Origin of the sequence: Nonomuraea sp. NPDC049655, assembly GCF_044465465.1 — a bacterium.
GTDB lineage: Bacteria > Actinomycetota > Actinomycetes > Streptosporangiales > Streptosporangiaceae > Nonomuraea.
Map to the genome: position 1 here is coordinate 250,940 of NZ_JBITLS010000016.1, position 23,600 is coordinate 274,539.

Sequence of the window (23,600 nt, forward strand, 5' to 3'; positions counted from 1 at the left end):
GCTTGCGAGGAGGACTGGAATATAGTTCTAATATCAGCGCCGGACACAAGGAGGGGCCATGCCCGAGGCAGTCATCGTCGCAACCGCGCGTTCCCCGATCGGACGAGCCTTCAAGGGGTCGCTCAAGGACATCCGTCCCGACGATCTGACCGTACAGATGATCCAGGCGGCGCTGGCCAAGGTGCCCCAGCTCGACCCGAACACGATCGACGACATCATGCTCGGCTGTGGCCTGCCGGGCGGTGAGCAGGGCTTCAACATGGCCCGGGTGGTGGCGGTGCTGCTCGGGCTCGACACCGTGCCGGGCACGACCGTCACGCGCTACTGCTCCTCCTCGCTGCAGACCACGCGGATGGCCTTCCACGCGATCAAGGCGGGCGAGGGCGACGTGTTCGTCTCGGCCGGCGTCGAGACCGTCTCGCGCTTCGCCAAGGGCAACTCCGACTCGCTGCCCGACACCCACAACCCGCTCTTCCTCGACGCGACGGCCCGCACCAAGCAGGCGGCCGAGGGCGGCCGCACCTGGCACGACCCCCGCCAGGACGGCGCCGTCCCCGACATCTACATCGCCATGGGTCAGACCGCCGAGAACCTGGCCCAGCTCAAGGGCGTCAGCCGCCGCGAGCAGGACGAGTTCGGCGTGCGCTCCCAGAACCTGGCCGAGAAGGCGCTGGCCGACGGGTTCTGGCAGAAGGACATCACCCCCGTCACGCTCCCCGACGGCACCGTGGTCAGCAAGGACGACGGCCCCCGGGCCGGCACCACGTACGAGGGGGTGGCCGGGCTCAAGCCGGTCTTCCGCCCCGACGGCACGGTCACCGCGGGCAACTGCTGCCCGCTCAACGACGGCGCGGCGGCCCTGGTCGTCATGAGCGACGTCAAGGCGGCCGAGCTGGGCATCACGCCGCTGGCCCGGATCGTCAGCACCGGCGTCAGCGGGCTGTCGCCCGAGATCATGGGCCTCGGGCCGGTGGAGGCGTCCAAGCAGGCGCTGTCCCGGGCCGGGATGGCGATCGAGGACATCGACCTCGTGGAGATCAACGAGGCGTTCGCGGCGCAGGTGATCCCGTCGTACCAGGACCTCGGGATCGAGCTCGACCGGCTCAACGTCAACGGTGGCGCCATCGCCGTCGGGCACCCGTTCGGCATGACCGGGGCGCGCATCACCTCGACGCTGATCAACAGCCTGCGCCACCACGACAAGAGCCTCGGCCTTGAGACGATGTGCGTGGGCGGCGGCCAGGGCATGGCGATGGTGCTGGAGCGCCTGTCCTAGATCGTGCTCGGCGGCCCCGTGTCCGGCCTTCCCGGCCGCGCGGGGCCGTTCGCGTCCCGGAGGTCAGCCCTGGCGGTCGGGGCCGGCCTGGAGCGGGGTGACGCGGACGATGACGCGCCGGTCCCTGACCATGGCCTCGCGGTAGGCGTCCCAGTCGGGGTGTTCGCCGGAGATGTCCCGGTAGTAGGCGACGAGCTGGTCCATCGCCTCCGGCAGGGAGACGATCTCGGCCGTGCCGTCGACCTGGAGCCACTCGCCGAAGAAGCCGTCGGCGAGCACGCAGAGCGAGACGCGGGGATCCCGGCGGATGTTGTGGACCTTCATCGCCGTCTCGCGGGTGCTGATGACGATGTGCCCGCCGGCCACGCCCGCCAGCACCGGCGACATCTGCGGGTGCCCTCCGCGACGGCTGGTGAGCAGGACTGCGTGGTGGTGGGTCTCGATGAAGCCGAGCGCCTTGTCCAGATCCATGTGTTCATGATGCCGCGCCCGTACTCGGAGCACGGGCGCGGGGATGGGGAAGGGCTCTACATCAAGCCCATTCGGGTACGGCGGTGCCGCTCGTGCTCCAGCACGATCGCGGCGGCGTAGCCGTGGGTCAGCCCGTGCTCGTCGGCGAGCCAGTTGGCCCGCTCGTCGCACCTCAGGAAGGATGGGCCGTTGTCGATGGCTTGGAACCACTCGGGGAGTTCGCGTCCCGTTATCGTGGGGACCCTTGCGATGAGCTTCGTCTGCGTCTCCGGTGAGTGGTTCAAGGACATGGGCACCTCCGCGGATTAAGGTCCTTTGCTCGACACTGCAACACCGCGCTGCGAATGGCAACCCCCCGGCCAGGCATCATTCTGTGACGGCAGGTAGATTTCCGGTCGCACAAAGAGAGGGCCCCGCCGGTTACGGCGAGGCCCCCAGGAGATGAACGATCAGTCGTCGCCGGTGAAATAGCTGATGAGGCGGAGCACCTCAAGGTAGATCCAGACCAGGCTCAGCATGAGGCCGAACGCGCACTGCCAGGCGAACTTGTCCGGAACGCCCTGGCGCACGCCCTGCTCGATCGAGTCGAAGTCGAGGAGCAGGAAGAAGCAGCCGATCAGGATCATGACGATGCTGAAGATGTAGCCGAGCGGGCTGTCGGTGCGCAGGCCGAGCCCGACGCCGTTGAAGATGCCGACCAGCAGGTTGACCAGCACCAGCCCGACCACCGCGATGGCGGCCGCCATGCCGTACTTGACCAGCTTGGGGGTGACGCGGACGACCCGCAGCGAGTAGACGGTCAGCACCGCGCCGAAGGCGAAGGCCGTGCCGAGCACCGCCTGGAAGACGATGCCGCTGATGGCGCCCTCGAACAGCTGGCTGATCTTGCCGAGGAAGACGCCCTCGAACACCGCGTAGCCCAGGATGAGCGCCGGGTTGGTGCTCTGGGTGAACGAGGCGATCAGGCCGAGGATGAGGGCCACGACGGCGGCGCCGACGGCCACCATCGGGGGGACGTTGAGCACCCACGTCGCGGCGGCGGCCACGACGAGCGCGCCGAGGGTGAGGAAGCCCCGGACGACGACGTCGTCGAGGGTCATCGCCCGGTAGGCGGGCGGGGCCGGGGGTGCGTACGACGGGGCGTCGTACATGTTCCGCAGGGTGTCGGGTGACGGGGCCGGGCCGGCCCAACCCGCGCGCTGCTGGCGCGCCCTGCCGAATACGGGGTTCTTGCTCTCCATCGCTGCCTCCTGTGGCGCCGAGCCTACGGGGCCTGGCGGCACCTAGGTCAACTCACGCTCAGATCGAAGTTCGTCGGGGGGACTTCGGCAGCGAGGACAACGAACGTGACCTCGCACGAGTTCCCGAGGCCGGGACGGCCGTCCGGGGCCGGCGGCCGGGCGGCGAGTAACTGCGTCGCAACCAATGGAAACCGGGTTCTGTTGGGTTTCGTGATGAAAACGGAATCTTCCGGATGGCTCACCAGACCGGGTCTTCCCGGCAAACGACTGGAAGCATTGTGTGACGGGTTGACAGCAGTAGTGAACCACCGGATGCGACAAGACGCTTCACTCGGAGAAAACCCCAGGTCGGGGACACTTAAGAATGGTGCCCCCGGCGGGATTCGAACCCGCACTACAACCCTTTTAAGGGGTTTGCCTCTGCCATTGGGCTACGGGGGCGCCGCAATCATACGAAACGGACCATGCTTCCGAGGAGCACAACTTCGCATCAGGCGTCACAACTGTGAAGTCTGCGGTGAAGTGATAGCGCCCCTGGCACTCTGTCCAAGAAGAGTAGACCGTCCAGATGGTCCAGTTGGTGCTGAATGCAGCGGGCCTCGAAGGCGTCCGCCTCGATGACGACCGGCTCCCCTGTGCCCGGCAAATGCCCATGTACGGTGATGCGCGTCGCCCGGCGCACGTCGGCCATGAGCCCCGCGATGGACGCGCACCCCTCGCGCCCGCCGTCCCAGTGGGAGGCGCTCGTGAGGCGAGGGTTGACCAGGACGAGCTCCCCGGCCCATGACCGGGCCCGGGGGTGGGCCCAGGCGTTGAAGGCGATCAGCCGCCACCTCAGGCCGATCTGCGGGGCGGCCAGCCCCGTCATGGCCGTCTCGCCGCGCAGGGTGGCGAGCAGGTCGGCCGCGGCCCGCACGGTCTCGGGGGCCGCCGGGTCGACCGGCTCGGCCCTGGCCGACAGCGCCGGATGCGGCGCGCCGAGCACCTGGCGCGGGGTGCCTCTGGCGCCCGTCACAGCAGGTCCGGCTCGACGGGACGGAAGGTGATCTCCGAGTCGAGCCCGGCCCCGACCGCCGCCAGCCGGCGCATGAGGGCGGCGACGTCGACGTCCTTGGGCAGCTCGACGTCGGCGATGAGCACGTAGAGGCGGCCGGTGAGCCGGGTGCTCATGCCGGTGATGTTGCCGCCGTCGGCGGCCAGCACGGCGCTGACGGCCGAGATGATGCCCGGCCGGTCGGGGCCGTGCACGGTCAGGACGTAGCCGAGGCCGCCGCCGTCGTCGCAGAAGTGCCGCCGCGCCTCGATCGCCGAGGCGGAGACCACCAGCTCGGGCGCGCCGAGCCGCTTGGTCAGCTCGGCGGAGTCGAGGTCGCCGGAGACCAGCAGCATCATCGCCACGTACCCGCCGAGCAGCGTCATGGTCGAGTCCTGGATGTTCGCGCCGCAGTCGGCCAGCGAACCGGTGACGGCGGCGATCACGCCGGGCCGGTCCACGCCGAGCACGGTCACCGCTGAGAGCCCCACCCGTGGTACCCCTTCCGCATTGCGTCCAGGGGTGCCGAAAACGCCCCGGCGATGCTCGCCGGGGCGCTGCCGTACCTGGGCTAGCGGCGGGTCGTCGCCACCGCGGCCCTGAACCCGTCGCGCGGATGCTCCATCTCACCCAGCGAGATGGTCTCTCGCTTGAAGAACAGGGCCAGGGTCCAGTCGACGACGACACGGACCTTGCGGTTCAGCGTCGGCACCCGCGACAGATGGTAGGTGCGGTGCATGAACCACGCAGGGAAACCGCGCAGCTTGACGCCATAGACATTGGCGACGCCCTGATGCAGGCCCAGTCCGGCGACCGATCCGACATACTTGTGGCGGTAATCGACCAGTTGCTCGCCCCGCAGGTGCCGGACGATGTTGTCGGCCAGCACCTTGGCCTGGCGCACGGCGTGCTGGGCGTTGGGTGCGCAGTACTGGCCCGGGTTCGTCACGTCGGGCACCCCGGCCGCGTCGCCGGCGGCGAAGGCGTCGCGGGTGCCCGCGACGGTCAGGGCGGCGGTGGTCTTGATCCGGCCCCGCTCGTCCAGGGGCAGGTCGCTGTCGTTGACGACCGGGCTCGGCTTGACGCCCGCGGTCCACACCAGGGTCTCGGCGTCGAACTCGGTGCCGTCGCTGAGGACGACGTGGCCGCCCTCGCACGACTCCAGCCTGGTGTCCAGCTTGACCTCGATGCCGCGTTCGCGCAGCTGCTCCAGCGTCCACTTGCCCATCTCGGGGCCGACCTCGGGCAGCACCCGGTTCGTGGCCTCGACGAGGACCCAGCGCAGGTCGGCCGGGGTGATGTTGCGGTAGTAGCGGGTGGAGTCCTTGGCCATGTCCTCCAGCTCGGCCAGCGCCTCCACGCCCGCGAAGCCGGCCCCGACCACCACGAACGTGAGCGCCCTGCGCCGCACCTCGGGATCGACGGTCGACTCTGCCACGTCGAGCAGGTGCAGCACGCGATTGCGCAGCGCGATGGCCTCGCCGACCGTCTTGAACCCGATGCCGATGTCGGTCAGCCCGGGGATCGGCAGCGTACGCGAGATCGACCCGGCGGCCATCACGATCACGTCGTAGGCCACCTGGCGCGGCTCGCCCTCGGCGGGCTGGAAGGTGACGACGCGCTCGGCGTGGTCGACCTTGGTGACCGTGCCGTTGAGGATGCGCACCTTGGGAAGGATCCGGCGCAGCGGGGCAACCATGTGCCTGGGCGAGAGGTTGCCCGCCGCCGCCTCCGGCAGGAACGGCTGGTAGGTCATGTAGGACTGGGGGTCGATGATCGTGATGCGCGCCTCGCCGCCGCGCAGCTCGCGGTGGAGCTTGCGCTGCAGCCTGAGCGCGGTGTACAGGCCGACGTACCCGCCGCCGACGATCAAGATGTGCTTGTTCATCCTGAGGCCCCATCCCTCGTGGAATGCTTGTGAAAGCATTCACAAGCTTACGTCGGGCTCTTCCGGAGAGTCCAACCCGGGGATGGTGGGACGCGTCACACCGCCAGCGACCTGGCCCGGAGGAAGACGTCGTCCAGCATCTGGGCGGTGACGCGGCCGGTGAAGGTGTTCTGCTGGCTGGGGTGGTAGCAGCCGATCAGGGTGACGGGGGCGGCGTCGTGCCGGACCTCGACCTCGACGCCGTGGCCGAACCGGGGGCGGGTGCGCGGCAGCTCGTAGCCGGCGTCCTTGAGCGCGGGCCACATGGCCTGCCAGGCGAACCCGCCGAGCGCCACCACCGCCCGTACGCTCTCCGCCACCATCGCCACCTCGCGCGCCATCCACGGGAAGCAGGCGGCCTTCTCCTCCGGCGTGGGTTTGTTGGCCGGAGGCGCGCAGCGCACCGACGCCAGCACCCTGGTGTCGATGAGCTCCTGGCCGTCGCCGGCGTACGTGCTGGTCTCCTTGGCCGCCAGGCCGCAGCGGTGGAGCGAGGCGAACAGCCAGTCGCCGCTGCGGTCGCCGGTGAAGATGCGGCCCGTCCTGTTGCCCCCGTGGGCCGCCGGGGCCAGGCCGACCAGCAGCACCTTCGGCCGCTCGGCCCCCCACCCGGGGACGGGACGGCCCCAGTACGTCTCGTCCGCGAACGCGCGCCGCCGCACGCGCGCCACTTCCTCGCGCCACTCCACCAGACGCGGGCAGGCGCGGCAGACGGACTGCGCGGCCGTGAGCTCCGCGAGGGTGCCGGTGGTGGAGGCGAGGCGGCGCACGTCCGCGGGGTCATGGGCCACCGGGGTGTCAGGGGTGGCGGGATCGCCGGGCCAGCCGGTGCCGGGTGGTACGAAGCTCATGACACCGATGGTGCCCGATCACCTCGTCTTCTCGGGCACGGGCGTGGTGGCGGTGGCGGTGGCGGTGGCGGTCGGCGCGGGCGTCGCCGAGGGGGCGAGGGGCGCCGTGGAGGCCGTCGGGCACGCGGCGGGCGCGGGGGGCGCGGCCGTGGGCATGCCGTTGTCGGCCATCATGTCCTGCTGCTGGACCAGCGGCAGCGGGTAGCGGTTGAGCACCGGCTCGCCGCAGGACCGGTCGACCATGTACCCGTGGTCCTCGGGGCTGACCGTGATCGGTTTGCCGTCCTGGTCGTAGAGGTAGACGTCGGTCAGCGGGCTGCCGTCCTTGGCGTACGGCTTGATGTTGTAGACGTCGAGGCCGCCGCCGACCAGCATCACGTCGGCCGGTGCCGCCATCTCGACCGGCTGGTCGTCCCGGTCGGAGGCCGTCGCCATGCCGGCGAGCAGCGCCAGGCCCGCCAGCACGTTGACGCCCGTGGCCAGCAGCGCGGCGAAGCGCCCCCCGCGGGCCCGGCCGAACCACACCGAGACCCACACCGCCACCGCCACGAGCGCCCACTCCGCCAGGTTCCCCGGCACGACGCCGCCGCCCGCCGTGATCGCCAGCAGCAGCATGGCCAGCAGGTAGCCGCGCAGCACCCACCAGCCGGGCCGCAGCTCGGGCAGGAAGGCCACGAAGCTCCGGTACGGCTTGTGCCGCAGCAGCCCGGCATGCGCCCGCGCCGCCCACGCGCGCGGCCGCGGACGGCGACTCCGGCGGCTCTGGGGACGCCCTCCGTAGGCGGCCACCAGCTCCTCCGCGTACGCGGCGGGCGGCCCGAGCCGATCCTCCAGCGGCAGGTCGGACTCGGCCGCGATCTCGGCCAGATGGTCGTCGAGGTCCTCGATCAGCTCCTCGCGGTCGGGGTGACCGGCCAGGGCGTCGCGGACGGCCTGCGCGTACTGTTCCGGCGTGGTCATGCGTGGCCCTCCTTGAGCAGGGAATCCATGGTGGCCGCGAACGACGCCCACCGCTTGGCCGAGGTGGCGTACAGGGTGCGGCCGACCTCGTTGAGCCCGTAGTACTTGCGGTGGGGGCCCTCGTCGGAGGCCACGACGTAGGAGTTGAGCGCGCCGGCCTTGAACAGGCGGCGCAGCGTGCCGTAGACGGAGGCGTCGCCCACCTCTTCCAGGCCCGCCTCCCTGAGCCGGCGCACGACGTCGTAGCCGTAGCCGTCGCGCTCGGCGAGCACGGCCAGCACGGCCAGGTCGAGCACGCCCTTGAGCAATTGGCTGCTATCCACGCGAAGCAGAGTACTGTGCAATGCACAGTAGTAGCAACAAGAGAACCGGGCGGCTCCCGGAAGGGTGCCGCCCGGTCACATGATCAGCTTAGGCGTCGGTCTTGGGGCAGGTCGCCGAGTAGTTGGCGACGCCCGACGAGGCGGCGTTGGGGCTGACGACGACGAGCTCGATGGTGCCCTTCGTCTCCTTGCTGTTCTGCGTGCCACCGACGCCCCAGGTCACGGCGAGGTCGCCGTTGACCTGACGCTCAAGGACGTTGACGTCCTTGACGCCGTTGACCACCCAGTAGTACTTGACGGTGGTCGGGCCGGTGCTGTGCAGGGTGGCCGAGAAGTCCACGCCGGGACCACGGTTGTCCTTGCACATGTCGGTGCGGGTGTTGGTGACCGACACGGACGACACGGACGCGGTGGGCTTGGGAGCCTCGCACGCCGCGTACGACTGCGTGATCGAGTCGTTGTTGTTCGGGCCGGTGACCGTCAGGGTGATCTTGCCACCCTTGGCGGCCTCGCCGGTCAGCGCCTGCTCGGAGAGCTCGACGGTCTTGGAACCGCTGCCCGCGAAGAGGCTCTCGCCCTTGGCCACGGACTCGCCGTTGACCGCCCAGGTGTACTGGACGCGCGCGGCGCCGGTCGCGCTGACCGTGGCGTGCGCGCCGACCTTGCAGCCGTTGTGGTTGGTGGCCGTCACCAGGTTGGTGGCCGACACCTTGACAGCGGGAGCGGGGGTCGAGTCCTTGCACCACACCTTGTAGTAGGCGCGGTTGGACAGGGCGTCGTCGGGGCCGACGATCTCCAGCTGCGCCCAGCCACGCTGGCTGTGACGCGGGGAGATGCCGAAGCCGACCTTACGCTTGTTCCAGACCTTGACCTTGCCGTGGTCGGCGACCTCACCGTTCAGGATCCAGCGGTAGCGGACCCAGGTCGGGTGGTTGACGCTGATCAGACCGGTGAAGTCGATCTTGTCACCCGGGGTGCACGCGCCCTCGTAGGACGACGGGCTGGCCCAGGCGCGAGCCGAGACCGACACGTCCTTGTCCGTACGAACGCCCGAACGGTCGTCCCCGTCATTCCTGCCACCCTGGTCGGCACAGCTGACCGAGAAGTAGCCCTTCTTGGACGTGACCTTCTTCGGACCGAGGACCTGGACGGCCTCCCAGCCCTTGACCTCACCCTTGAAGGTCACCGACTCCTTGACGGTGACCGACTTGGTGCCGTGGCCCTTGAGCTTGACAACCTGGACCTTGCCCTTGGACCCGTCACCGTGGAGCCAGCGGTAGGCGAGCTCGGTCTTGCCCTTGACCGGGACCGAGATCCTGGACGAGAAGCGCAGGTTGACCGGACAGGAACCCTGGTAGTCCTTCGACGAGACCTTCGGCGTGGTGACCGAGACCTTGCCGGACTTGGTGGACTTGGCCGCGGTGGCCGTGCCGGCCTTGCCGGCCGCGGCCGAGGTCGCCGCCTGAGCGGGGCTGGCTACCAGGCCCGCTGCCATGGCGGCCAGCACGGCGGCGGAGGCGCCGAACGCCGCCGCCTTACGTGCCAACCCAACAGACATCATGTGAGAGTGCTCCATTCCGTGAGGGAAAAGACGCGCTCGGGAACGGTCGCCACGCCGTCACCTTCCGTGCACAGCAATATGGCAAAGCCCCCGTTTTGCGCCTTTACCTAATCACAATAGTGATTGCACGCTCAACACGGGTCATAGATCGGAAATGTCCGGATTTGGCTATCTCAGCCGGCGAGAGACCAGGCGATTCCATCCAAGATGTCGTGTTCGCTGACGACGACCTGCGAAAACGCAAAACGCCGCACGATCCGGTCAAGAATTAGCGCACCGGCGCCAATCACGTCAACCCGCCCAGGATGCATCACCGGAACCCGTGCGCGATCACCATGGGTCATCGCCAGCAGCCGCCGTGTCACCTCGTGAACCTCTTCGGCGGTGATCCTGGAGTGGTGGATGCGCTCGGAGTCGTAGGCCGGCAGGTCGAGGGCGATGCCCGCGATCGTGGTCACCGAGCCCGCCAGGCCGACCAGCGTGTGCGCCCGCTCGACGGGCACCGCCTCCTCGACCCGGTCGAGGGCCGCCTCGATGTCGGCGACGACGGCCTCCAGCGCCGGGGCCGGCGGCGGGTCGCCGGCGTCCCTCAGGTGGCGTTCGGTCAGCCGGACGCAGCCGATGTCCACCGACAGCGCGGCCTCGGCGTGCTCGGAGCCGACCACGAACTCCGTAGAACCGCCGCCGATGTCCACCACCAGGTAGGGCGGCAGCGGGCCCTGCGGCATCTCGGTCTCCGGCGAGATGCGCAGCAGGCCCCTGGTCGCCCCCCTGAACGACAGCTCGGCCTCCTCCGCCCCCGTCACGACCTCGGGCGTCACGCCGAAGATCTCGCGGACGCCGTCGGCGAACTCCTGCCGGTTGCCCGCGTCGCGGGTCGCGCTCGTGGCCACCACCCTGGTCGCGACCGCGCCGTGCCGGTCGATCAGCTCCCGGTAGGAACGCATCGCCTTGAACGTGCGCTCCAGCGCGTCGGGCGCCAGCATGCCGGTGCGGTCGACCCCCTGCCCCAGCCGGACGATCTCCATCCGCCGCTCGACGTCGTGCAGAGTGTCGTCGCGGACGTCGGCGATGAGCAGGCGCACCGAGTTGGTGCCGCAGTCGATGGCGGCTACACGCATGGTCCGTCACTCCACCAGTCGGGGAGCGCGTCGAGCGCCTCCCTGCCGAACGGGTTGCTCCCCGGCACCGCCAGCTCGTGCGCCACCAGGGCGTGCAGGCACTTCACCCGCAGCGGCATGCCGCCGGTGCTCTGCATGTCGCGGGGCAGCGGCTCCATGCCCTCGTCGTGGGCCGCCTTGTCGCGCCTGGCGACGTAGTCGTCGTGCGCGGCCTGGTAGGCGGCCGCCAGGTCGGGGTCGCTCGCCAGCCTGGCCTGCATCTCGCGCATCAGGCCGGAGCCTTCGAGCGTGCCGATGGCCGAGGCGGCCTTGGGGCAGGTCAGGTAGTACAGGGTCGGGAACGGCGACCCGTCGGGCAGCCGCGGCGCGGTCTCCACCACGTCGGGATTGCCGCACGGGCAGCGGTGGGCCACCCCGCGCAGCCCTCTGGGCGGCCGGCCGAGCTGCCGCTGGACCGCCTCGACGTCGTCACTTTCCACTGCTGCTCTCCACCGCTCTGCGGCCCGTGCCCTTGTCGGCGGCCTCCACCGACTCCCACAGCGTCTGGTACCACGGCGGCACCTCGACGGGCTGCTTCACGGCCGTCTGCTCCTTGCCCTGCTCGGGCTCCATCACCACATAGCACTTCTCGCCGGGGCCGCAGAAGTGCAGCCGCTCCTTGGCGGTGCGTTTGATCCAGTTGGGATCGTCGCTCTGCCGGTCGCGGGCCAGCAGCGTCTGCCGCTCGGCCTCGACCCTGGCCTTCTCCGCCTGCAGCTCGGCGATGCTGCGGCGCAGGCTGATGTACTCGCGCACAGGGTAGGCCAGGCTCATCGCGATCGCGCACACCACGACCGCGAGGATGGCGGCCCGCCCGGTCAGCTGCGGCCTCTTCGCCAATGCTGCACACCCCCTTCGACGTACGGCCCGCGGCCGTCAGACCTTCCCAGGCCGCGGACCGTCAGTCGAAACTAGCGCCGGAACCGCGGAAAAGCCGCGCGACCCGCGTAGCGGGCGGCGTCGTCGAGAAGCTCCTCGATGCGCAGCAACTGGTTGTACTTGGCCACGCGGTCGGACCGCGCCGGGGCGCCGGTCTTGATCTGGCCGCAGTTGACCGCCACCGCCAGGTCGGCGATCGTCGTGTCCTCGGTCTCGCCGGAGCGGTGGCTCATCATGCACCGGTAGCCGTTGCGGTGGGCCAGGTCGACGGCGTCGAGGGTCTCCGACAGCGTGCCGATCTGGTTGACCTTGACCAGCAGGGCGTTGGCGGTGCCCTCGTCGATGCCGCGCGCCAGCCGCTCGGGGTTGGTGACGAACAGGTCGTCTCCGACCAGCTGCACCTTGTCGCCGAGGGCCTCCGTGATGGCCTTCCAGCCCTCCCAGTCCTCCTCGTCGAGGGGGTCCTCGATGGAGACGAGCGGGTAGTTGGCGACCAGGTCCGCGTAGAAGGCGATGAGCTCCTGCGCCGAGACGCCCTTGCCGTCGATCGTGTAGACGCCGTCCTTGTGGAACTCGGAGGCGGCCACGTCGAGGGCCAGCGCCACGTCTTCGCCCGGAACGTAGCCGGCCCGCTCGATCGCGACCAGGATCAGGTCGAGGGCGTCGCGGTTGGAGGGCAGGTTGGGGGCGAAGCCGCCCTCGTCGCCCAGGCCCGTCGCGTAGCCCTTCTCCTTCAGCACGCCCTTGAGCGCGTGGTAGACCTCGGTGCCCATGCGCACGGCCTCGCGGAACGTCTCCGCCCCGATCGGCGCGATCATGAACTCCTGGATGTCGACGTTGGTGTCGGCGTGCGCGCCGCCGTTGAGGATGTTCATCATCGGCACGGGCAGCACGTGGGCGTTGGGGCCGCCGACGTAGCGGAACAGGGGCAGGTCGGCGCTGTCGGCCGCGGCCTTGGCGACGGCGAGCGAGACGCCCAGGATGGCGTTGGCGCCCAGCTTGGCCTTGTTGGGCGTGCGGTCGAGGTCGATCATGATCTGGTCGATGATGCGCTGGTCCTCGGCCTCGACCCCGTTGATCTCCTCGAAGATCTCGTCGGTCACGGCGAGCACGGCCTTCTCCACGCCCTTGCCGCCATAGCGCTTGCCGCCGTCACGCAGCTCGACCGCCTCGAACTGGCCGGTGGACGCCCCGCTCGGCACGGCGGCGCGGCCGCTGCTGCCGTCGTCGAGCACGACCTCGACCTCGACCGTGGGGTTGCCCCGGGAGTCGAGGATCTCGCGAGCGTAAACGACCTCGATGGTAGCCACGGGTTGCGCTCCTAAATCGAAAGGCAATATGCCATCAGAGCCTATCGGTACCCCGGGCCACCGGCACGGCACGGTCCGGCCACCGAGCCTCGGGCCCGTCGTGGGTCAGCTGGTGGGGGACAGGCTCCAGGCCTGGAGGCGGCCGCCGGTCGCGGCGACCAGCAGCCCGTCGCCCACCGCCAGGGCGGTGACCTTCCTGCCCGGCGCGAGGCCGCCCAGCCGCTCGCCGCGGTCGGCGTTCCAGACGGTGACCCCGTCGCCGCCGCCGGCGATCATCCGGCGGCCGCCCGCGGCCGTGACGCCGGCGCCCGCCGCGCCCGTGCTGAAGCCGCGCACGAAGGCGCCGCTGGCCAGGTCGTACACGGCGGTCGAGCGGCCCGTGGTGACGGCGGCGTGGCCGTCGCCGAACGCGGCGACCGAGCGCACCTCGCCCTTGCCCTCGCCGAGCAGCCCGCCGGCCGCGCCCACCAGGCCCCGGCCGGTGCCGACGAGGACCTTGCCGCCGGCCTCGTCCCAGGCCAGGGCGGTGACCGGGCCGGCGGCGGCCCTGGTGCTGGCGACGACGCGGTTGGAAGCCAGGTCGAGCGTCACGACCCGGCCGTCGCGGCAGCCGATCACGACCGCGGGCTGCTTGCGCCACTGGCCGGGCGCCAGGCGGGCCTCCGACGGGCACACCGCGTGCCACGTGCCGGGGCGGGCGTCGCCGATGCGCCAGCGCCGCACGGCCCCGTCCGTGCCCGTCCAGACCGCCGTCTGCCGGCCGCCCACCGGGACCAGCAGCAGCGAGCGCACCGGCGTGGGGCCGGCGTTCGCGAGCCGGTCGAGCGGCTCGCCGGCCCGCGGGTCCCACACCTCGATCGAGTTGCCCGCCCGCTCGGCGTAGACGACGACGGGCGCGCCCTTGTGATGACCGATGGCCATCGCCGCCACCTGGGCCCCCGGCTCGGGCCCGAACTCGGGGCCGAGCTCGACGCCGAACGCCCCCGCCTGCCCGCCGTCCCCGCCGCCGGAGGGCAGACCGGCGTTCCGCCACAACGCCCCGGCCACCACCCCCACGACGACGAGCACGCCGACCCCGGCGGCGGCCCACCTCCGCCGCGTCACCGGACGCCCGCCGGACGGCGCCTCCCGCACCTCACCCGCCCCGGGCCGCGCCCGCCCACGGACGTGCCCGCCGACGTGCCCGCGGACGTGCTCACGGACGTGCTCACGGACATGCCCGCGGGCGTGCCCGCGCGGCGCCGTACGGCCCAGCAGCCGCGCCAGCACGTCGTCGGCCGACGGCCGCGCCTGCGGCTCCTTGGCCAGGCACGCCGCCAGCACCGCGCGCAGCGGCTCGGGCACCTCGCGCAGGTCCGGCTCGGCGTGCAGGATCCGGTTCATCACGGCCGGGATCGAGTCCCGGCCGAACAGCGGCTCCCCCGTGGCGGCGAACCCGATGGTGGCCGCCCAGCTGAAGACGTCGGAGGCGGCCGTCGCGCTCTCCCCCGCGATCTGCTCCGGCGACATGTACCCCGGCGTGCCGACGACGCTGCTCGCCGTGGTGGAGACGTCCAGGTCCTTGGCGATGCCGAAGTCGATCACGCGGGGGCCGTCCTGGCCCATCAGCACGTTGCTCGGCTTGAAGTCGCGGTGCACGATGCCCGCGCCGTGGATGGCGGTCAGGGCCGTGATCGTGCCGGCCGCCAGCCGGTCCAGCTCGCCGCCGGTCAGCGGGCCGCCGTCGAGGACCAGGTCGTGCAGGGACGGCCCGTCGATGAACTCGCTGACGATGTACGGCCGCCCCTCGGCCAGCCCGCTGCCGTAGATCCGCGCCGTGCGCGCGCCCGCCACCTTGGCGGCGGTCGTGCTCTCCCGCAGGAACCGGCGGGTGGCCCGCTCGTCGCCCAGCAGGCGCGGATGCAGCACCTTGACGGCCGCGTGGCCGCCGCCCGCGTCGCGGCCGAGGAACACCGATCCCTGGCCGCCGTCGCCCAGCCGGCCGAGCAGGCGGTAGCCCGCCACCTCCCGCGGCTCCCCCGAGCGCAGCGGTCTCAGCTCCACCACCAGTCCCCCTCGGCTCGCCGGTTCAAGCCCCCGAGGATCCTGGCATTGGGTGACTTCTTCCGACAAGCAGGGCGGTCAGGCGTTGGCCTCCCACGCGCGTACGCGATCGCGGTAGGCACGGGCCGCGGCGCGCAGCTCGGCCTCGGGGTCCAGCCCGGCCTCCTGCGCCCGGCGTACGAGGTCGAACAGCTCGCGCGCCACCCCCTGGCCGATCGCGGCCGCCAGCGCCTCGGGCGCACCGGCCCGCTCGGCCCTGCGCAGCAGCTGGGCGGCCAGCGCGAGCGCGGGCTGGCCCATGGGGACGCCGTCGAGCACCGACGACTCGCCGCCCTTGGCCGCCCGCTCGGCCGCCTTGATCGCCTCCCAGTTGTCGTTGACCTCGTCCGCGCTCTCGGCCCGCACCGATCCGAACACGTGCGGGTGCCGCCGGACGAGCTTCTCGACGATCCCCGCGGCGACGTCGTCCATGTCGAACGTCTCGGCCACGCGGGCGTGGAAGACCACCTGGAGCAGCAGGTCGCCGAGCTCCTCGCGGAGCGCCGGGTAGTCGCCCTGCTCGATCGTCTCCAGGACCTCGTACGACTCCTCCAGCAGGTACGGCACCAGCGACTCGTGCGTCTGCTTGCGGTCCCACGGGCATTCGGTGCGCAGCCGGTCCATCACCGCGACCAGGTCGAGCACCCGCGAGCCCGGCAGGTCGTACGAACCGGGCACGACCTCGATGAGCGGCGGCTCGTCGAGCGCGATGGCCGCGCGCCCGATCGCGCGCATGAAGTCCTCGTCGTCACCGGCGAGCCAGACCACCCGCTCGCGCACCGCCCGCCTGGACAGCGCGACCGCGTCGGGCACGACGACCTCCGCCTCGATCCCGGCGGCGGCCAGATAGGGGAGCTGCGGATGACCGGCGGAGCCGGTCAGCACGGGCCCCGAGCGCAGCGCCTGCCAGGCCTGGTCGCTCAGCAGGCCCGGCGCGACCCTGGGCGAGGTGGTGACGACGATCAGCGGCATCGGGCTAACCCTGCTGTTGCTGCTGCGCCTGCTGGGAGGACTTGCCGAACCGGCCCGGATCGACGAAGCCCTGCTGGCTGAACTCGCCGTAACGCGGGCTGTAGACCGGCTTGATGCTCGTCAGCTCCTTGACGAACTTCTCCTGCGCGGCCTGGTCCTGGGCGCCGCCGAGCTGGTTGCGCACCTTGACCGCGCCCAGCTCCGCGCGCAGGTAGCCACGCGCGTCGGCCGGGCTGACACCCCTGGCGATCAGGTTGATCTCGGGCGACTGGTACTGGCCCGGGTCCTTGAGCGCGTTGTCGACCTCGCTCTCGCTGACCTGCACGTTGTGCTTGGCCGCGAGCTGCCTGAACGCGCTCTCGTTCGCCATCCGGTAGAGCACGAACTGGGTGACGGGCACCCCGAGCTGCTCGGCCGAGACGTTGGCGCGCTTGAGGGCGGCCTCGTACTCCTGAACGTTCTTGGTCAGGTCGCGGGCCGAGATGCGCTCGCTCCCGACCACGGCCGCGGCTCCGGCCTCCATGGGCGAAGAGCAGGCGGTCAGCGCGGCGAGTCCTACCGCACCGGCGGCCACAGCCACTCGAATCGACTTCACATGCGTCCCTTTCCGAACAAAAACCGCGCTTAGCTTACCCGCGCGGGCTCAAGAAACATCGCCTCGACCAGGTCGCCGCACCATTTGAGCAGATCCAGGTCGCGCAACGGCTGCCCGCCCAGCGGCTTGGTCTTGGGCACCGGCACGAGCAGCGTCTCGGCCGCCTGCTTGTAGACCGCCTTCTTGTACAGCCGGTCGAGCCTGACCTGCTGCGACTCCCACAGCCGCGCCGGGCCGAACTTGATGTTCTGCCCCTGCAGCGTGACGTCGGTGAGCCCGGCCGAGCGCGCCTTGATCCGGAAGCGGGCCACCTCCAGCAGGTTCTCCACCTCCACCGGCGGCTTGCCGTAGCGGTCGGTGAGCTCGTCGCGGACCTCGTCGATGTGGATCGGCGCGGTGATGGCCGCGATGCGCTTGTACGCCTCCAGCCGCAGCCGCTCGGAGGTGACGTAGTCGTGCGGGATGTGGGCGTTGATGGGCAGCTCGACCTTGACGTCCTGCTGCTCCTCCTGGACCTCGGCCCCGGACAGCTTCGCCTTCTGCTCCTGCACGGCCTCGGCCATCAGGCGCACGTAGAGGTCGAAGCCGACGCCCGCGATGAAGCCCGACTGCTCGGCGCCGAGCACGTTGCCCGCGCCGCGGATCTCCAGGTCCTTCATCGCGACGTACATGCCCGCGCCCATCTCGGTGTGCTGGGAGATGGTGGCCAGGCGCTCGTGCGCGGTCTCCGTCAACGGCTTCTCCGGCGGGTAGAGGAAGTACGCGTAACCGCGTTCCCTGCCTCGCCCGACCCGGCCCCTGAGCTGGTGCAGCTGGGACAGGCCGTAGTTGTCGGCCCGGTCGACGATGAGCGTGTTGGCGTTGGGCACGTCGAGGCCGGACTCGACGATCGTGGTGGAGACGAGCAGGTCGTACTCGCGTTCCCAGAAGCCGACCATGATCTTTTCGAGCTGGTGCTCGTTCATCTGGCCGTGGGCGACCGCGATGCGCGCCTCGGGGACCAGCTCGCGCAGCCGCGCCGCCACCCGGTTGATCGAGGCCACCCGGTTGTGCACGAAGAAGATCTGGCCGTCGCGCATCAGCTCGCGCCGGATCGCCGCCCCGATCTGCTTCTCCTCGTACGGCCCCACAAAGGTGAGGATCGGGTGCCGCTCCTCCGGCGGCGTGAGGATCGTGGACATCTCGCGGATGCCGGTCAGGCCCATCTCCAGCGTGCGCGGGATCGGCGTGGCCGACATGGCCAGCACGTCGACCTGCGTGCGCAGGTGCTTCATGGCCTCCTTGTGCTCGACGCCGAACCGCTGCTCCTCGTCGATGATGATCAGCCCGAGGTCCTTGAAGCGCACCTCGGGGCTGAACAGCCGGTGGGTGCCGATGACGACGTCGACCGCGCCCGACCGCAGCCCCTCCAGCGTGCCCTTGACCTCGCCGTCGGTCTGGAAGCGCGAGATCGGCCTGATCGCGACGGGGAAGCTGGAGAACCGCTCGGTGAAGGTGGACATGTGCTGCTGCACCAGCAGCGTGGTCGGCACCAGCACGGCCACCTGCTTGCCGTCCTGGACGGCCTTGAACGCCGCCCGCACCGCGATCTCGGTCTTGCCGTAGCCGACGTCGCCGCAGATCAGCCGGTCCATCGGGACGCCGCGCTCCATGTCGCGCTTGACCTCGTCGATGGCCTCCAGCTGGTCGCCGGTCTCGGCGTAGGGGAAGGCGTCCTCCATCTCCCGCTGCCACGGCGTGTCGGCGCCGAAGGCGTGGCCCGGCGAGGCCATGCGGGCCGAGTAGAGCCTGATCAGCTCGCCGGCGATCTCCTTGACCGCCTTCTTGGCCTTGGACTTGGCCTTGGCCCAGTCGGCGCCGCCCATGCGGTTGAGCGTGGGCGCCTCGCCGCCGACGTAGCGGGTGACCTCGTCGAGCTGGTCGGTGGGCACGTAGAGGCGGTCGCCCTTGGCGTACTCGATGACCAGGTACTCGCGGGTCGCGCCCTGGACCGTGCGCTGGACCATCTCGACGTAGCGGCCGACGCCGTGCTGCTCGTGCACGACGTGGTCGCCGACCTTGAGCTGGAGCGGGTCGACCATGTTGCGGCGGCGCGAGGGCAGCCGGCGCATGTCCTTGGTGGACGCCTTCTGGCCCACCAGGTCGAGGTGGGTGAGCACGGCCAGGCGCGGCGTGATGAACCCGTGCTCGATCAGGCCGGTCGAGACGTGCACGACCTTGGGCTCGGGCGCCTTGTCCAGGAAACGCTGCAACCGCGCGGGCACGTCGACGCCCTTGAGCAGCTCGACCATGCGCTCGGCGGGCCCGTGGCCCTCGCTGAGCAGCACGACCGCCTTGTCCTCGGCGAGCCAGCCCTTGATGTCGGCCAGCGCCTTGGCGGTGTCGCCCCGGTATGCCTCGGAGTCATGGGCGTCGAGCTCGACGCCGTTGCCGAACGGCGCCATCGTCCACCACGGCTGGCCCAGCGCGTCGGCGTGGCCGCGGATCTCCTCCAGCGTGCGGAAGGCCGCCGCGCCCAGGTCGATCGGCGCCTCGCCGCCGGCCGCCGCGTTGATCCAGGACGCCTCCAGGAACTCCTGCGAGGTGCGTACGAGCTCTTCTGCCCGGCCCCTGATGCGCTCGGGGTCGCACACGAACACCGCCGACCTGACCGGCAGGTGGTCGAGCAGCAGGTCCATCTCCCCCGCCAGCACCGGCGCGAACGCCTCCATGCCCTCGACCGGAATGCCGTCGGCGAGCTGGTCGAGCACCTCGGCGAGGGCCGGATGCTCCTGCGCCAGCTCCCGCGCCCGCGCCCTGACCTCGCCGGTCAGCAGCAGCTCGCGGCACGGCGGCGCGAACAGGCCGTCCTCGGCCGCCTCCAGCGAGCGCTGGTCGGCCACCTTGAACCAGCGGATCTCCTCGACCGTGTCGCCCCAGAACTCCAGCCGCAGCGGATGCTCCTCGGTGGGCGGGAACACGTCGAGCAGCCCGCCGCGCACGGCCACCTCGCCGCGCTTCTCCACCATGTCGACCCGGTGGTAGCCGTTGGTGACCAGGCGCTCGACCACCTCGTCGAGGTCGGCGTCGTCGCCCGCCCGCAGCCTGATCGGCTCCAGGTCGCCGAGCCCCTTGACGATCGGCTGGAGCAGCGCCCTGACCGGGGCGACCACCACGCCGAGCGGCCCGGCGGCGGCGTCGCCCTTGACCGGGTGCGCCAGCCTGCGCAGCACGGCCAGACGCTGGCCCACGGTGTCGCTGCGCGGCGAGAGCCGCTCGTGCGGCAGCGTCTCCCAGGCCGGGAACACCGCGACCGAGCTCGGTTCAAGCAGGCTCGTCAGCGCCGCCGCCAGGTCCTCGGCCTCCCGGCCGGTGGCGGTGACGGCCAGCACGGTGCGCTGATCGTGCGCGGCCAGCGCGGCCACGCCGAACGGCCGCAACGCCGAGGGCGCGATCAGTGAGACGTCGCCGCCCTCTTCGAGCGCGGCGGTCAGCTTCGGGTCGGCCCCGGCCCCCAGGGCCACAAGGTCAAGCAGTCCGGAAAGACTCATCAGATACGCCCACAGCCCCACGACGGCAACACAACTACCCCCGGCCGGGTCAGGTCGCGGGGGTCTCCACCCAGCCTACTCGGGGTGCGGCACCCGGTAACCGGGGACCGACGGCCAGCGTACGGTGAGCACCACCGACTCCTCCTCGGCGACCCACGAGTGGTCCACGCCCTTGCCCCAGACCACGTAGTCGCCCGGCTCGGTCAGCAGCACGCCGCGCCCCGGCAGCTCCACCCGGAACCGGCCGCTGATCAGGACGAGCAGGGCGGTGCGCTCCTCGCCCCTGACCCACTGGGCACGCTCGTCGCCCGCCGGGTGCACGCCCCACTTGATCTCGACTTCTTCGCTGTGTCTTGGGTCGCCGAAGGGTTTGAAGTGACCGAGCAGCCAGCCCCGGTCGCCGGCCGCGTCGATATTGGCGTTCCCCACGTAAACCTGCCCGTCCACGGGGCAGGACGCTAGCAGGGAAGTGCCTAACCGAGACGGCTCGATTGATTACTGTAGGTGACATGTCTGAGGTGCGATCAGTCGCCCAGCGAGGCGACCTCTTCGGTCAACGGATCCGCGAGCACTGGGCCGGGCGGTACAGCCGGCGGCTCGACATACTCGTCGCGGGGTGCGCCCACGACGAGCCGCTCGACGTGGAGCCGCTGGAGGCCAGGGCCACGGGCGCCGACGAGGACCACCCGGTCATCAGAGACGTCGTGGAGGAGCGCGCCGACCTGGTGGCCTGGTCGCTCGGCGACCTGCGCTGCGTGCCGCTCCAGCACCGCGCCTACGACGTGATCCATCTGTCGTTCCTGCTCGAACGCGTCCAGCACGCGGAGCTGGTGTTCGACCGCCTGCTCCAGTCGCTGCGCCCGGGCGGCCTGGTGCTGCTGCGGATGCGCGACAGGAAGTCGGCCTACGGGCTGCTCGACCGTCTCACGCCGTCGTGGCTGCGCCGGGCGTTGTGGCGCACGCTGGTCACCCCCGGCACGCCGGGCCCGCTGCCCGTCGTCTACGAGCCGCTGGCCTCCAGCGACGGCATGCACGCGTTCTGTCTCAGCCGCGGCCTGATGATCACCGACGACGAGCGCCGGGTCAGCGGCCCGGCCCGCGCCGGCCGGCTCGGCTCCGCCGCCGTCGCGCTGGTCGACCGGCTGAGCGGCGGGCGTTACCCCGCCTCCCACGACGAGATCACGATGGTGATCAGGAAGCCCCAGCATCACTTCGCCCGGCTGCTCTAGCGACAGGGCGGTCCGAGCGACTAGACTCCTTTCCTACCAATTCAATCGGAATAGTTGGGATGTCGGAACCGTGGAGTGGACCCCGGACGCGCACGAGCTGGCCGACCTTGAGCTGCTGCTGTCCGGGGCGTTCGAGCCGCTGACCGGCTTCCTGGGCCACGACGACGTGCACGCCGTGCACGAGCGCGGCACGCTCGCCGACGGCACTCCCTGGCCCGCGCCGGTCACCCTCCACCTGCCCGCCGATGTCTCGCCCGGCGACGAGGTGCGGCTGCTCGACCCCGAGGGCCTGCCGCTGGCCGTGCTCACCGTGACCGCGCGCGAGGCCGACGGCCTGACCTCGGGTCCGCTCAAGGCCCTCGGCGCGCCCGAGCACGGCCCCTTCGCCCGGCTGCGCCGCACGCCCGCCGAGGTCAGGGCCGAGCTCGGCGACCGGCCCGCGCTGGCCGTCACGATGCGCGGGCCGCTCGACGACCTCACCGAGATCGTCGCCACCGCGAAAGAGCTCGACGCGGTGATCGTGCTGCTCCCCCTCTCGTACGGCGAGGCGGGCCCCGGCGTCGTCCGCGCCGCGCTGCGCGCCAAGACACAGCTGCCGGAGGGCACCCTCGTGGTCCCGGTCCCCCTGGCGCCGCGCGCGGAGCCGGAGATCGACCTCGAACTGCGCGAGCACGTCGCCACCGCCTACGGCGCCACCGAGCACTACGCGGGCCCCGAGCCCGTCACGCTCCCCGGCCCGCCCCACCGCCGCGGCCTGGTCGTCTTCTTCACCGGCCTGTCCGGCTCGGGCAAGTCCACCATCGCCCGCGGCCTGCGCGACGCCCTGCTGGAGCTCGGCACCCGCACCGTCACCTACCTCGACGGCGACGTCGTGCGCCACCTGCTGTCCAAGGGCCTGACCTTCTCCAAGGCCGACCGCGACCTGAACATCCGGCGCATCGGCTTCGTCGCGGCCGAGGCCGCCCGCCACGGCGGCCTGGCGATCTGCGCCCCCATCGCCCCCTACGCCGCCACCCGCGAGGAGGTGCGCGACACGGTCGAGTCCGTCGGGGCCGACTTCCTGCTCGTGCACGTCGCCACGCCGCTGGCGGAGTGCGAGCGGCGCGACCGCAAGGGCCTGTACGCCAAGGCCCGCGCCGGCCTGATCCCCGAGTTCACCGGCGTCTCCGACCCCTACGAGGAACCGGACGACGCCGACCTGGTGATCGACACCACGCACATCTCGATCGAGGCGGCCGTCTCCCAGGTCCTGGGGGCGCTGCAGTCCGGAGGGTGGGTACGTTGATCGACTTCGCATTGGTCGCCGGGTCCTTCGTCGTCGCGATCGTGGTCGGCCTGACCGGCATGGGCGGCGGGGCCCTGATGACCCCGATGATGATGTTGTTCTTCAACGTGCCGCCGCTGGCCGCGGTCTCCAGCGACCTGGTCGCCTCGGCCGTCATGAAGCCGGTCGGCAGCGTCGTCCACCTGCGGCGGGGCACGGTCAACCTGCGGCTGGTCGGCTGGTTGTGCGCCGGGTCGGTGCCGGCCGCGTTCTGCGGGGTGTTCCTGGCCCGCGCGTTCGCCGTGACGGACGCGGTCAAGTACGCGCTGGGCGTGGCGCTGCTGCTGGCCGTCGTCGGCATGGCGGTCAAGGGCTGGCTCGGCGCGCGGGGCGGCTCGTCGAACGCCCATGAGATCGTCGTGCGCCCAATTCCGACCCTACTGGTCGGTACGGTAGGCGGGCTCGTGGTCGGCGTCTCCTCCGTGGGATCGGGTTCGCTGATCATCGTGGCCCTGCTCGTGCTCTATCCGGCGCTCAAGGCCAACCAGCTCGTCGGCACCGACCTGGTGCAGGCCGTGCCCCTGGTCGCGTCGGCCGCGCTCGGCCACCTGATGTTCGGCGACTTCAAGCTGGAGCTCACGCTCTCGCTGCTGATCGGCTCGATCCCCGGCGTCTACCTCGGCGCGCGGATCTCCTCCCGCGCCCCAGGCGGGCTGATCAGAGCCCTGCTGGCGATCGTCCTGCTCGCCTCGGCCCTCAAGCTCCTGGACGTGAACAACACCCTCACCGTCGCCCTCCTCGCCCTCGCCTCGGCCGTCACCGTCGTCGGCTGGAGGGTGCGAGGGAGTGCCGTCGCCTGGAGGAGCGGCGGGAGCGCAGCGACCAGAGCGGGGGAAGGCGACGGCATCAGGCGACCGAGCCGCCTCACGCAGTGAG

The 23,600-nt window shown here is 71.1% G+C and carries 22 protein-coding genes, 1 tRNA gene and 1 pseudogene; 4 read left to right on the forward strand and 20 right to left on the reverse strand.

Annotated features, from left to right (window positions below; translation table 11 throughout):
• The first annotated feature begins 58 nt into the window (after positions 1-58).
• The gene (locus ACIBQ6_RS41975; RefSeq protein WP_397218575.1) at positions 59-1,276 is read left to right on the forward strand and encodes an acetyl-CoA C-acetyltransferase; all 1,218 of its coding nucleotides are present in this window, start codon (positions 59-61) and stop codon (positions 1,274-1,276) included.
• A gap of 63 nt (positions 1,277-1,339) precedes the next feature.
• Here ACIBQ6_RS41975 and ACIBQ6_RS41980 read toward each other — a convergent pair whose 3' ends face one another.
• From ACIBQ6_RS41980 to ACIBQ6_RS42075, 20 genes and pseudogenes are all read right to left on the reverse strand, one after another.
• Positions 1,340-1,747 (reverse strand): PPOX class F420-dependent oxidoreductase, encoded by a 408-nt coding sequence (locus tag ACIBQ6_RS41980; protein WP_358294500.1) that lies wholly within the window; start codon positions 1,745-1,747, stop codon positions 1,340-1,342.
• Positions 1,748-1,803: 56 nt separating this feature from the next.
• Positions 1,804-2,037: a DUF4287 domain-containing protein gene (locus ACIBQ6_RS41985; RefSeq protein ID WP_352323556.1), complete on the reverse strand. Its 234-nt coding sequence runs from the start codon at positions 2,035-2,037 to the stop codon at positions 1,804-1,806.
• Between the two features lie 159 nt (positions 2,038-2,196).
• Positions 2,197-2,988 (reverse strand): Bax inhibitor-1/YccA family protein, encoded by a 792-nt coding sequence (locus ACIBQ6_RS41990; protein WP_358294501.1) that lies wholly within the window; start codon positions 2,986-2,988, stop codon positions 2,197-2,199.
• A gap of 365 nt (positions 2,989-3,353) precedes the next feature.
• Positions 3,354-3,429, reverse strand: a tRNA-Leu gene (locus ACIBQ6_RS41995).
• 49 nt (positions 3,430-3,478) lie between these two features.
• Entirely contained in the window at positions 3,479-4,003 is a 525-nt protein-coding gene (locus ACIBQ6_RS42000) for a peptide deformylase (RefSeq protein ID WP_358294502.1), read from the reverse strand.
• Positions 4,000-4,512 (reverse strand): glycine cleavage system protein R, encoded by a 513-nt coding sequence (locus ACIBQ6_RS42005; RefSeq protein WP_387676995.1) that lies wholly within the window; start codon positions 4,510-4,512, stop codon positions 4,000-4,002. Before ACIBQ6_RS42005 ends, ACIBQ6_RS42000 begins: the two co-directional genes overlap by 4 nt.
• An 80-nt stretch (positions 4,513-4,592) precedes the next feature.
• Positions 4,593-5,909 (reverse strand): NAD(P)/FAD-dependent oxidoreductase, encoded by a 1,317-nt coding sequence (locus ACIBQ6_RS42010; RefSeq protein ID WP_364337717.1) that lies wholly within the window; start codon positions 5,907-5,909, stop codon positions 4,593-4,595.
• A gap of 95 nt (positions 5,910-6,004) precedes the next feature.
• Positions 6,005-6,799, reverse strand: coding sequence for a uracil-DNA glycosylase (locus ACIBQ6_RS42015; protein WP_364337716.1), 795 nt, complete (start codon positions 6,797-6,799; stop codon positions 6,005-6,007).
• A gap of 18 nt (positions 6,800-6,817) precedes the next feature.
• On the reverse strand, positions 6,818-7,759 hold the full coding sequence (locus tag ACIBQ6_RS42020) for a hypothetical protein (protein ID WP_397218576.1): 942 nt from the start codon (positions 7,757-7,759) through the stop codon (positions 6,818-6,820).
• Positions 7,756-8,082, reverse strand: a complete 327-nt coding sequence (locus tag ACIBQ6_RS42025) for a PadR family transcriptional regulator (protein WP_352323564.1) — start codon at positions 8,080-8,082, stop codon at positions 7,756-7,758. The genes ACIBQ6_RS42020 and ACIBQ6_RS42025 overlap by 4 nt, the downstream gene beginning before the upstream one ends.
• Positions 8,083-8,170: 88 nt before the next feature.
• The gene (locus ACIBQ6_RS42030) at positions 8,171-9,628 is read right to left on the reverse strand and encodes a hypothetical protein (protein ID WP_397218578.1); all 1,458 of its coding nucleotides are present in this window, start codon (positions 9,626-9,628) and stop codon (positions 8,171-8,173) included.
• 188 nt (positions 9,629-9,816) lie between these two features.
• Positions 9,817-10,764: a Ppx/GppA phosphatase family protein gene (locus ACIBQ6_RS42035; RefSeq protein ID WP_358294514.1), complete on the reverse strand. Its 948-nt coding sequence runs from the start codon at positions 10,762-10,764 to the stop codon at positions 9,817-9,819.
• A complete protein-coding gene (locus ACIBQ6_RS42040) occupies positions 10,755-11,243 on the reverse strand; it encodes a DUF501 domain-containing protein (protein WP_352323567.1) in 489 nt (162 codons plus the stop codon). Before ACIBQ6_RS42040 ends, ACIBQ6_RS42035 begins: the two co-directional genes overlap by 10 nt.
• Positions 11,233-11,643, reverse strand: coding sequence for a septum formation initiator family protein (locus tag ACIBQ6_RS42045; protein ID WP_352323568.1), 411 nt, complete (start codon positions 11,641-11,643; stop codon positions 11,233-11,235). Before ACIBQ6_RS42045 ends, ACIBQ6_RS42040 begins: the two co-directional genes overlap by 11 nt.
• Before the next feature lie 71 nt (positions 11,644-11,714).
• Positions 11,715-12,992, reverse strand: a complete 1,278-nt coding sequence (eno, locus tag ACIBQ6_RS42050) for a phosphopyruvate hydratase (protein WP_358294516.1) — start codon at positions 12,990-12,992, stop codon at positions 11,715-11,717.
• A 105-nt stretch (positions 12,993-13,097) separates the two neighbouring features.
• Entirely contained in the window at positions 13,098-15,038 is a 1,941-nt protein-coding gene (locus ACIBQ6_RS42055; protein ID WP_397218579.1) for a WD40 repeat domain-containing serine/threonine protein kinase, read from the reverse strand.
• 75 nt (positions 15,039-15,113) lie between these two features.
• The gene (locus tag ACIBQ6_RS42060) at positions 15,114-16,046 is read right to left on the reverse strand and encodes a MazG family protein (RefSeq protein WP_397218580.1); all 933 of its coding nucleotides are present in this window, start codon (positions 16,044-16,046) and stop codon (positions 15,114-15,116) included.
• 4 nt (positions 16,047-16,050) lie between these two features.
• Positions 16,051-16,647, reverse strand: a pseudogene (locus tag ACIBQ6_RS42065) (SurA N-terminal domain-containing protein); the annotation flags it as partial.
• Between the two features lie 23 nt (positions 16,648-16,670).
• The gene (gene mfd, locus ACIBQ6_RS42070; RefSeq protein ID WP_397218581.1) at positions 16,671-20,171 is read right to left on the reverse strand and encodes a transcription-repair coupling factor; all 3,501 of its coding nucleotides are present in this window, start codon (positions 20,169-20,171) and stop codon (positions 16,671-16,673) included.
• Between the two features lie 75 nt (positions 20,172-20,246).
• On the reverse strand, positions 20,247-20,618 hold the full coding sequence (locus tag ACIBQ6_RS42075) for a signal peptidase I (protein ID WP_358294522.1): 372 nt from the start codon (positions 20,616-20,618) through the stop codon (positions 20,247-20,249).
• 62 nt (positions 20,619-20,680) lie between these two features.
• On the opposite strand from ACIBQ6_RS42075, the gene ACIBQ6_RS42080 reads away from it, so the two are divergent.
• From ACIBQ6_RS42080 to ACIBQ6_RS42090, 3 genes are all read left to right on the forward strand, one after another.
• The gene (locus ACIBQ6_RS42080) at positions 20,681-21,400 is read left to right on the forward strand and encodes a methyltransferase domain-containing protein (protein ID WP_358294524.1); all 720 of its coding nucleotides are present in this window, start codon (positions 20,681-20,683) and stop codon (positions 21,398-21,400) included.
• 70 nt (positions 21,401-21,470) lie between these two features.
• Positions 21,471-22,685, forward strand: coding sequence for an adenylyl-sulfate kinase (gene cysC / locus ACIBQ6_RS42085; RefSeq protein WP_397218582.1), 1,215 nt, complete (start codon positions 21,471-21,473; stop codon positions 22,683-22,685).
• A complete protein-coding gene (locus ACIBQ6_RS42090; protein WP_397218608.1) occupies positions 22,682-23,599 on the forward strand; it encodes a sulfite exporter TauE/SafE family protein in 918 nt (305 codons plus the stop codon). Before cysC ends, ACIBQ6_RS42090 begins: the two co-directional genes overlap by 4 nt.
• The last annotated feature ends 1 nt before the right edge of the window (position 23,600 follow it).

Excerpts from the sequence above, each read along its gene's own strand:
- ACIBQ6_RS41975 (WP_397218575.1), top strand. The coding sequence starts at position 59 with ATGCCCGAGGCAGTCATCGTCGCAACCGCGCGTTCCCCGATCGGACGA.
- ACIBQ6_RS41980 (WP_358294500.1), bottom strand. The coding sequence starts at position 1,747 with ATGGATCTGGACAAGGCGCTCGGCTTCATCGAGACCCACCACCACGCA.
- ACIBQ6_RS41985 (WP_352323556.1), bottom strand. The coding sequence starts at position 2,037 with ATGTCCTTGAACCACTCACCGGAGACGCAGACGAAGCTCATCGCAAGG.
- ACIBQ6_RS41990 (WP_358294501.1), bottom strand. The coding sequence starts at position 2,988 with ATGGAGAGCAAGAACCCCGTATTCGGCAGGGCGCGCCAGCAGCGCGCG.
- ACIBQ6_RS42010 (WP_364337717.1), bottom strand. The coding sequence starts at position 5,909 with ATGAACAAGCACATCTTGATCGTCGGCGGCGGGTACGTCGGCCTGTAC.
- ACIBQ6_RS42015 (WP_364337716.1), bottom strand. The coding sequence starts at position 6,799 with ATGAGCTTCGTACCACCCGGCACCGGCTGGCCCGGCGATCCCGCCACC.
- ACIBQ6_RS42020 (WP_397218576.1), bottom strand. The coding sequence starts at position 7,759 with ATGACCACGCCGGAACAGTACGCGCAGGCCGTCCGCGACGCCCTGGCC.
- ACIBQ6_RS42035 (WP_358294514.1), bottom strand. The coding sequence starts at position 10,764 with ATGCGTGTAGCCGCCATCGACTGCGGCACCAACTCGGTGCGCCTGCTC.
- ACIBQ6_RS42060 (WP_397218580.1), bottom strand. The coding sequence starts at position 16,046 with ATGCCGCTGATCGTCGTCACCACCTCGCCCAGGGTCGCGCCGGGCCTG.
- mfd (WP_397218581.1), bottom strand. The coding sequence starts at position 20,171 with ATGAGTCTTTCCGGACTGCTTGACCTTGTGGCCCTGGGGGCCGGGGCC.
- ACIBQ6_RS42080 (WP_358294524.1), top strand. The coding sequence starts at position 20,681 with ATGTCTGAGGTGCGATCAGTCGCCCAGCGAGGCGACCTCTTCGGTCAA.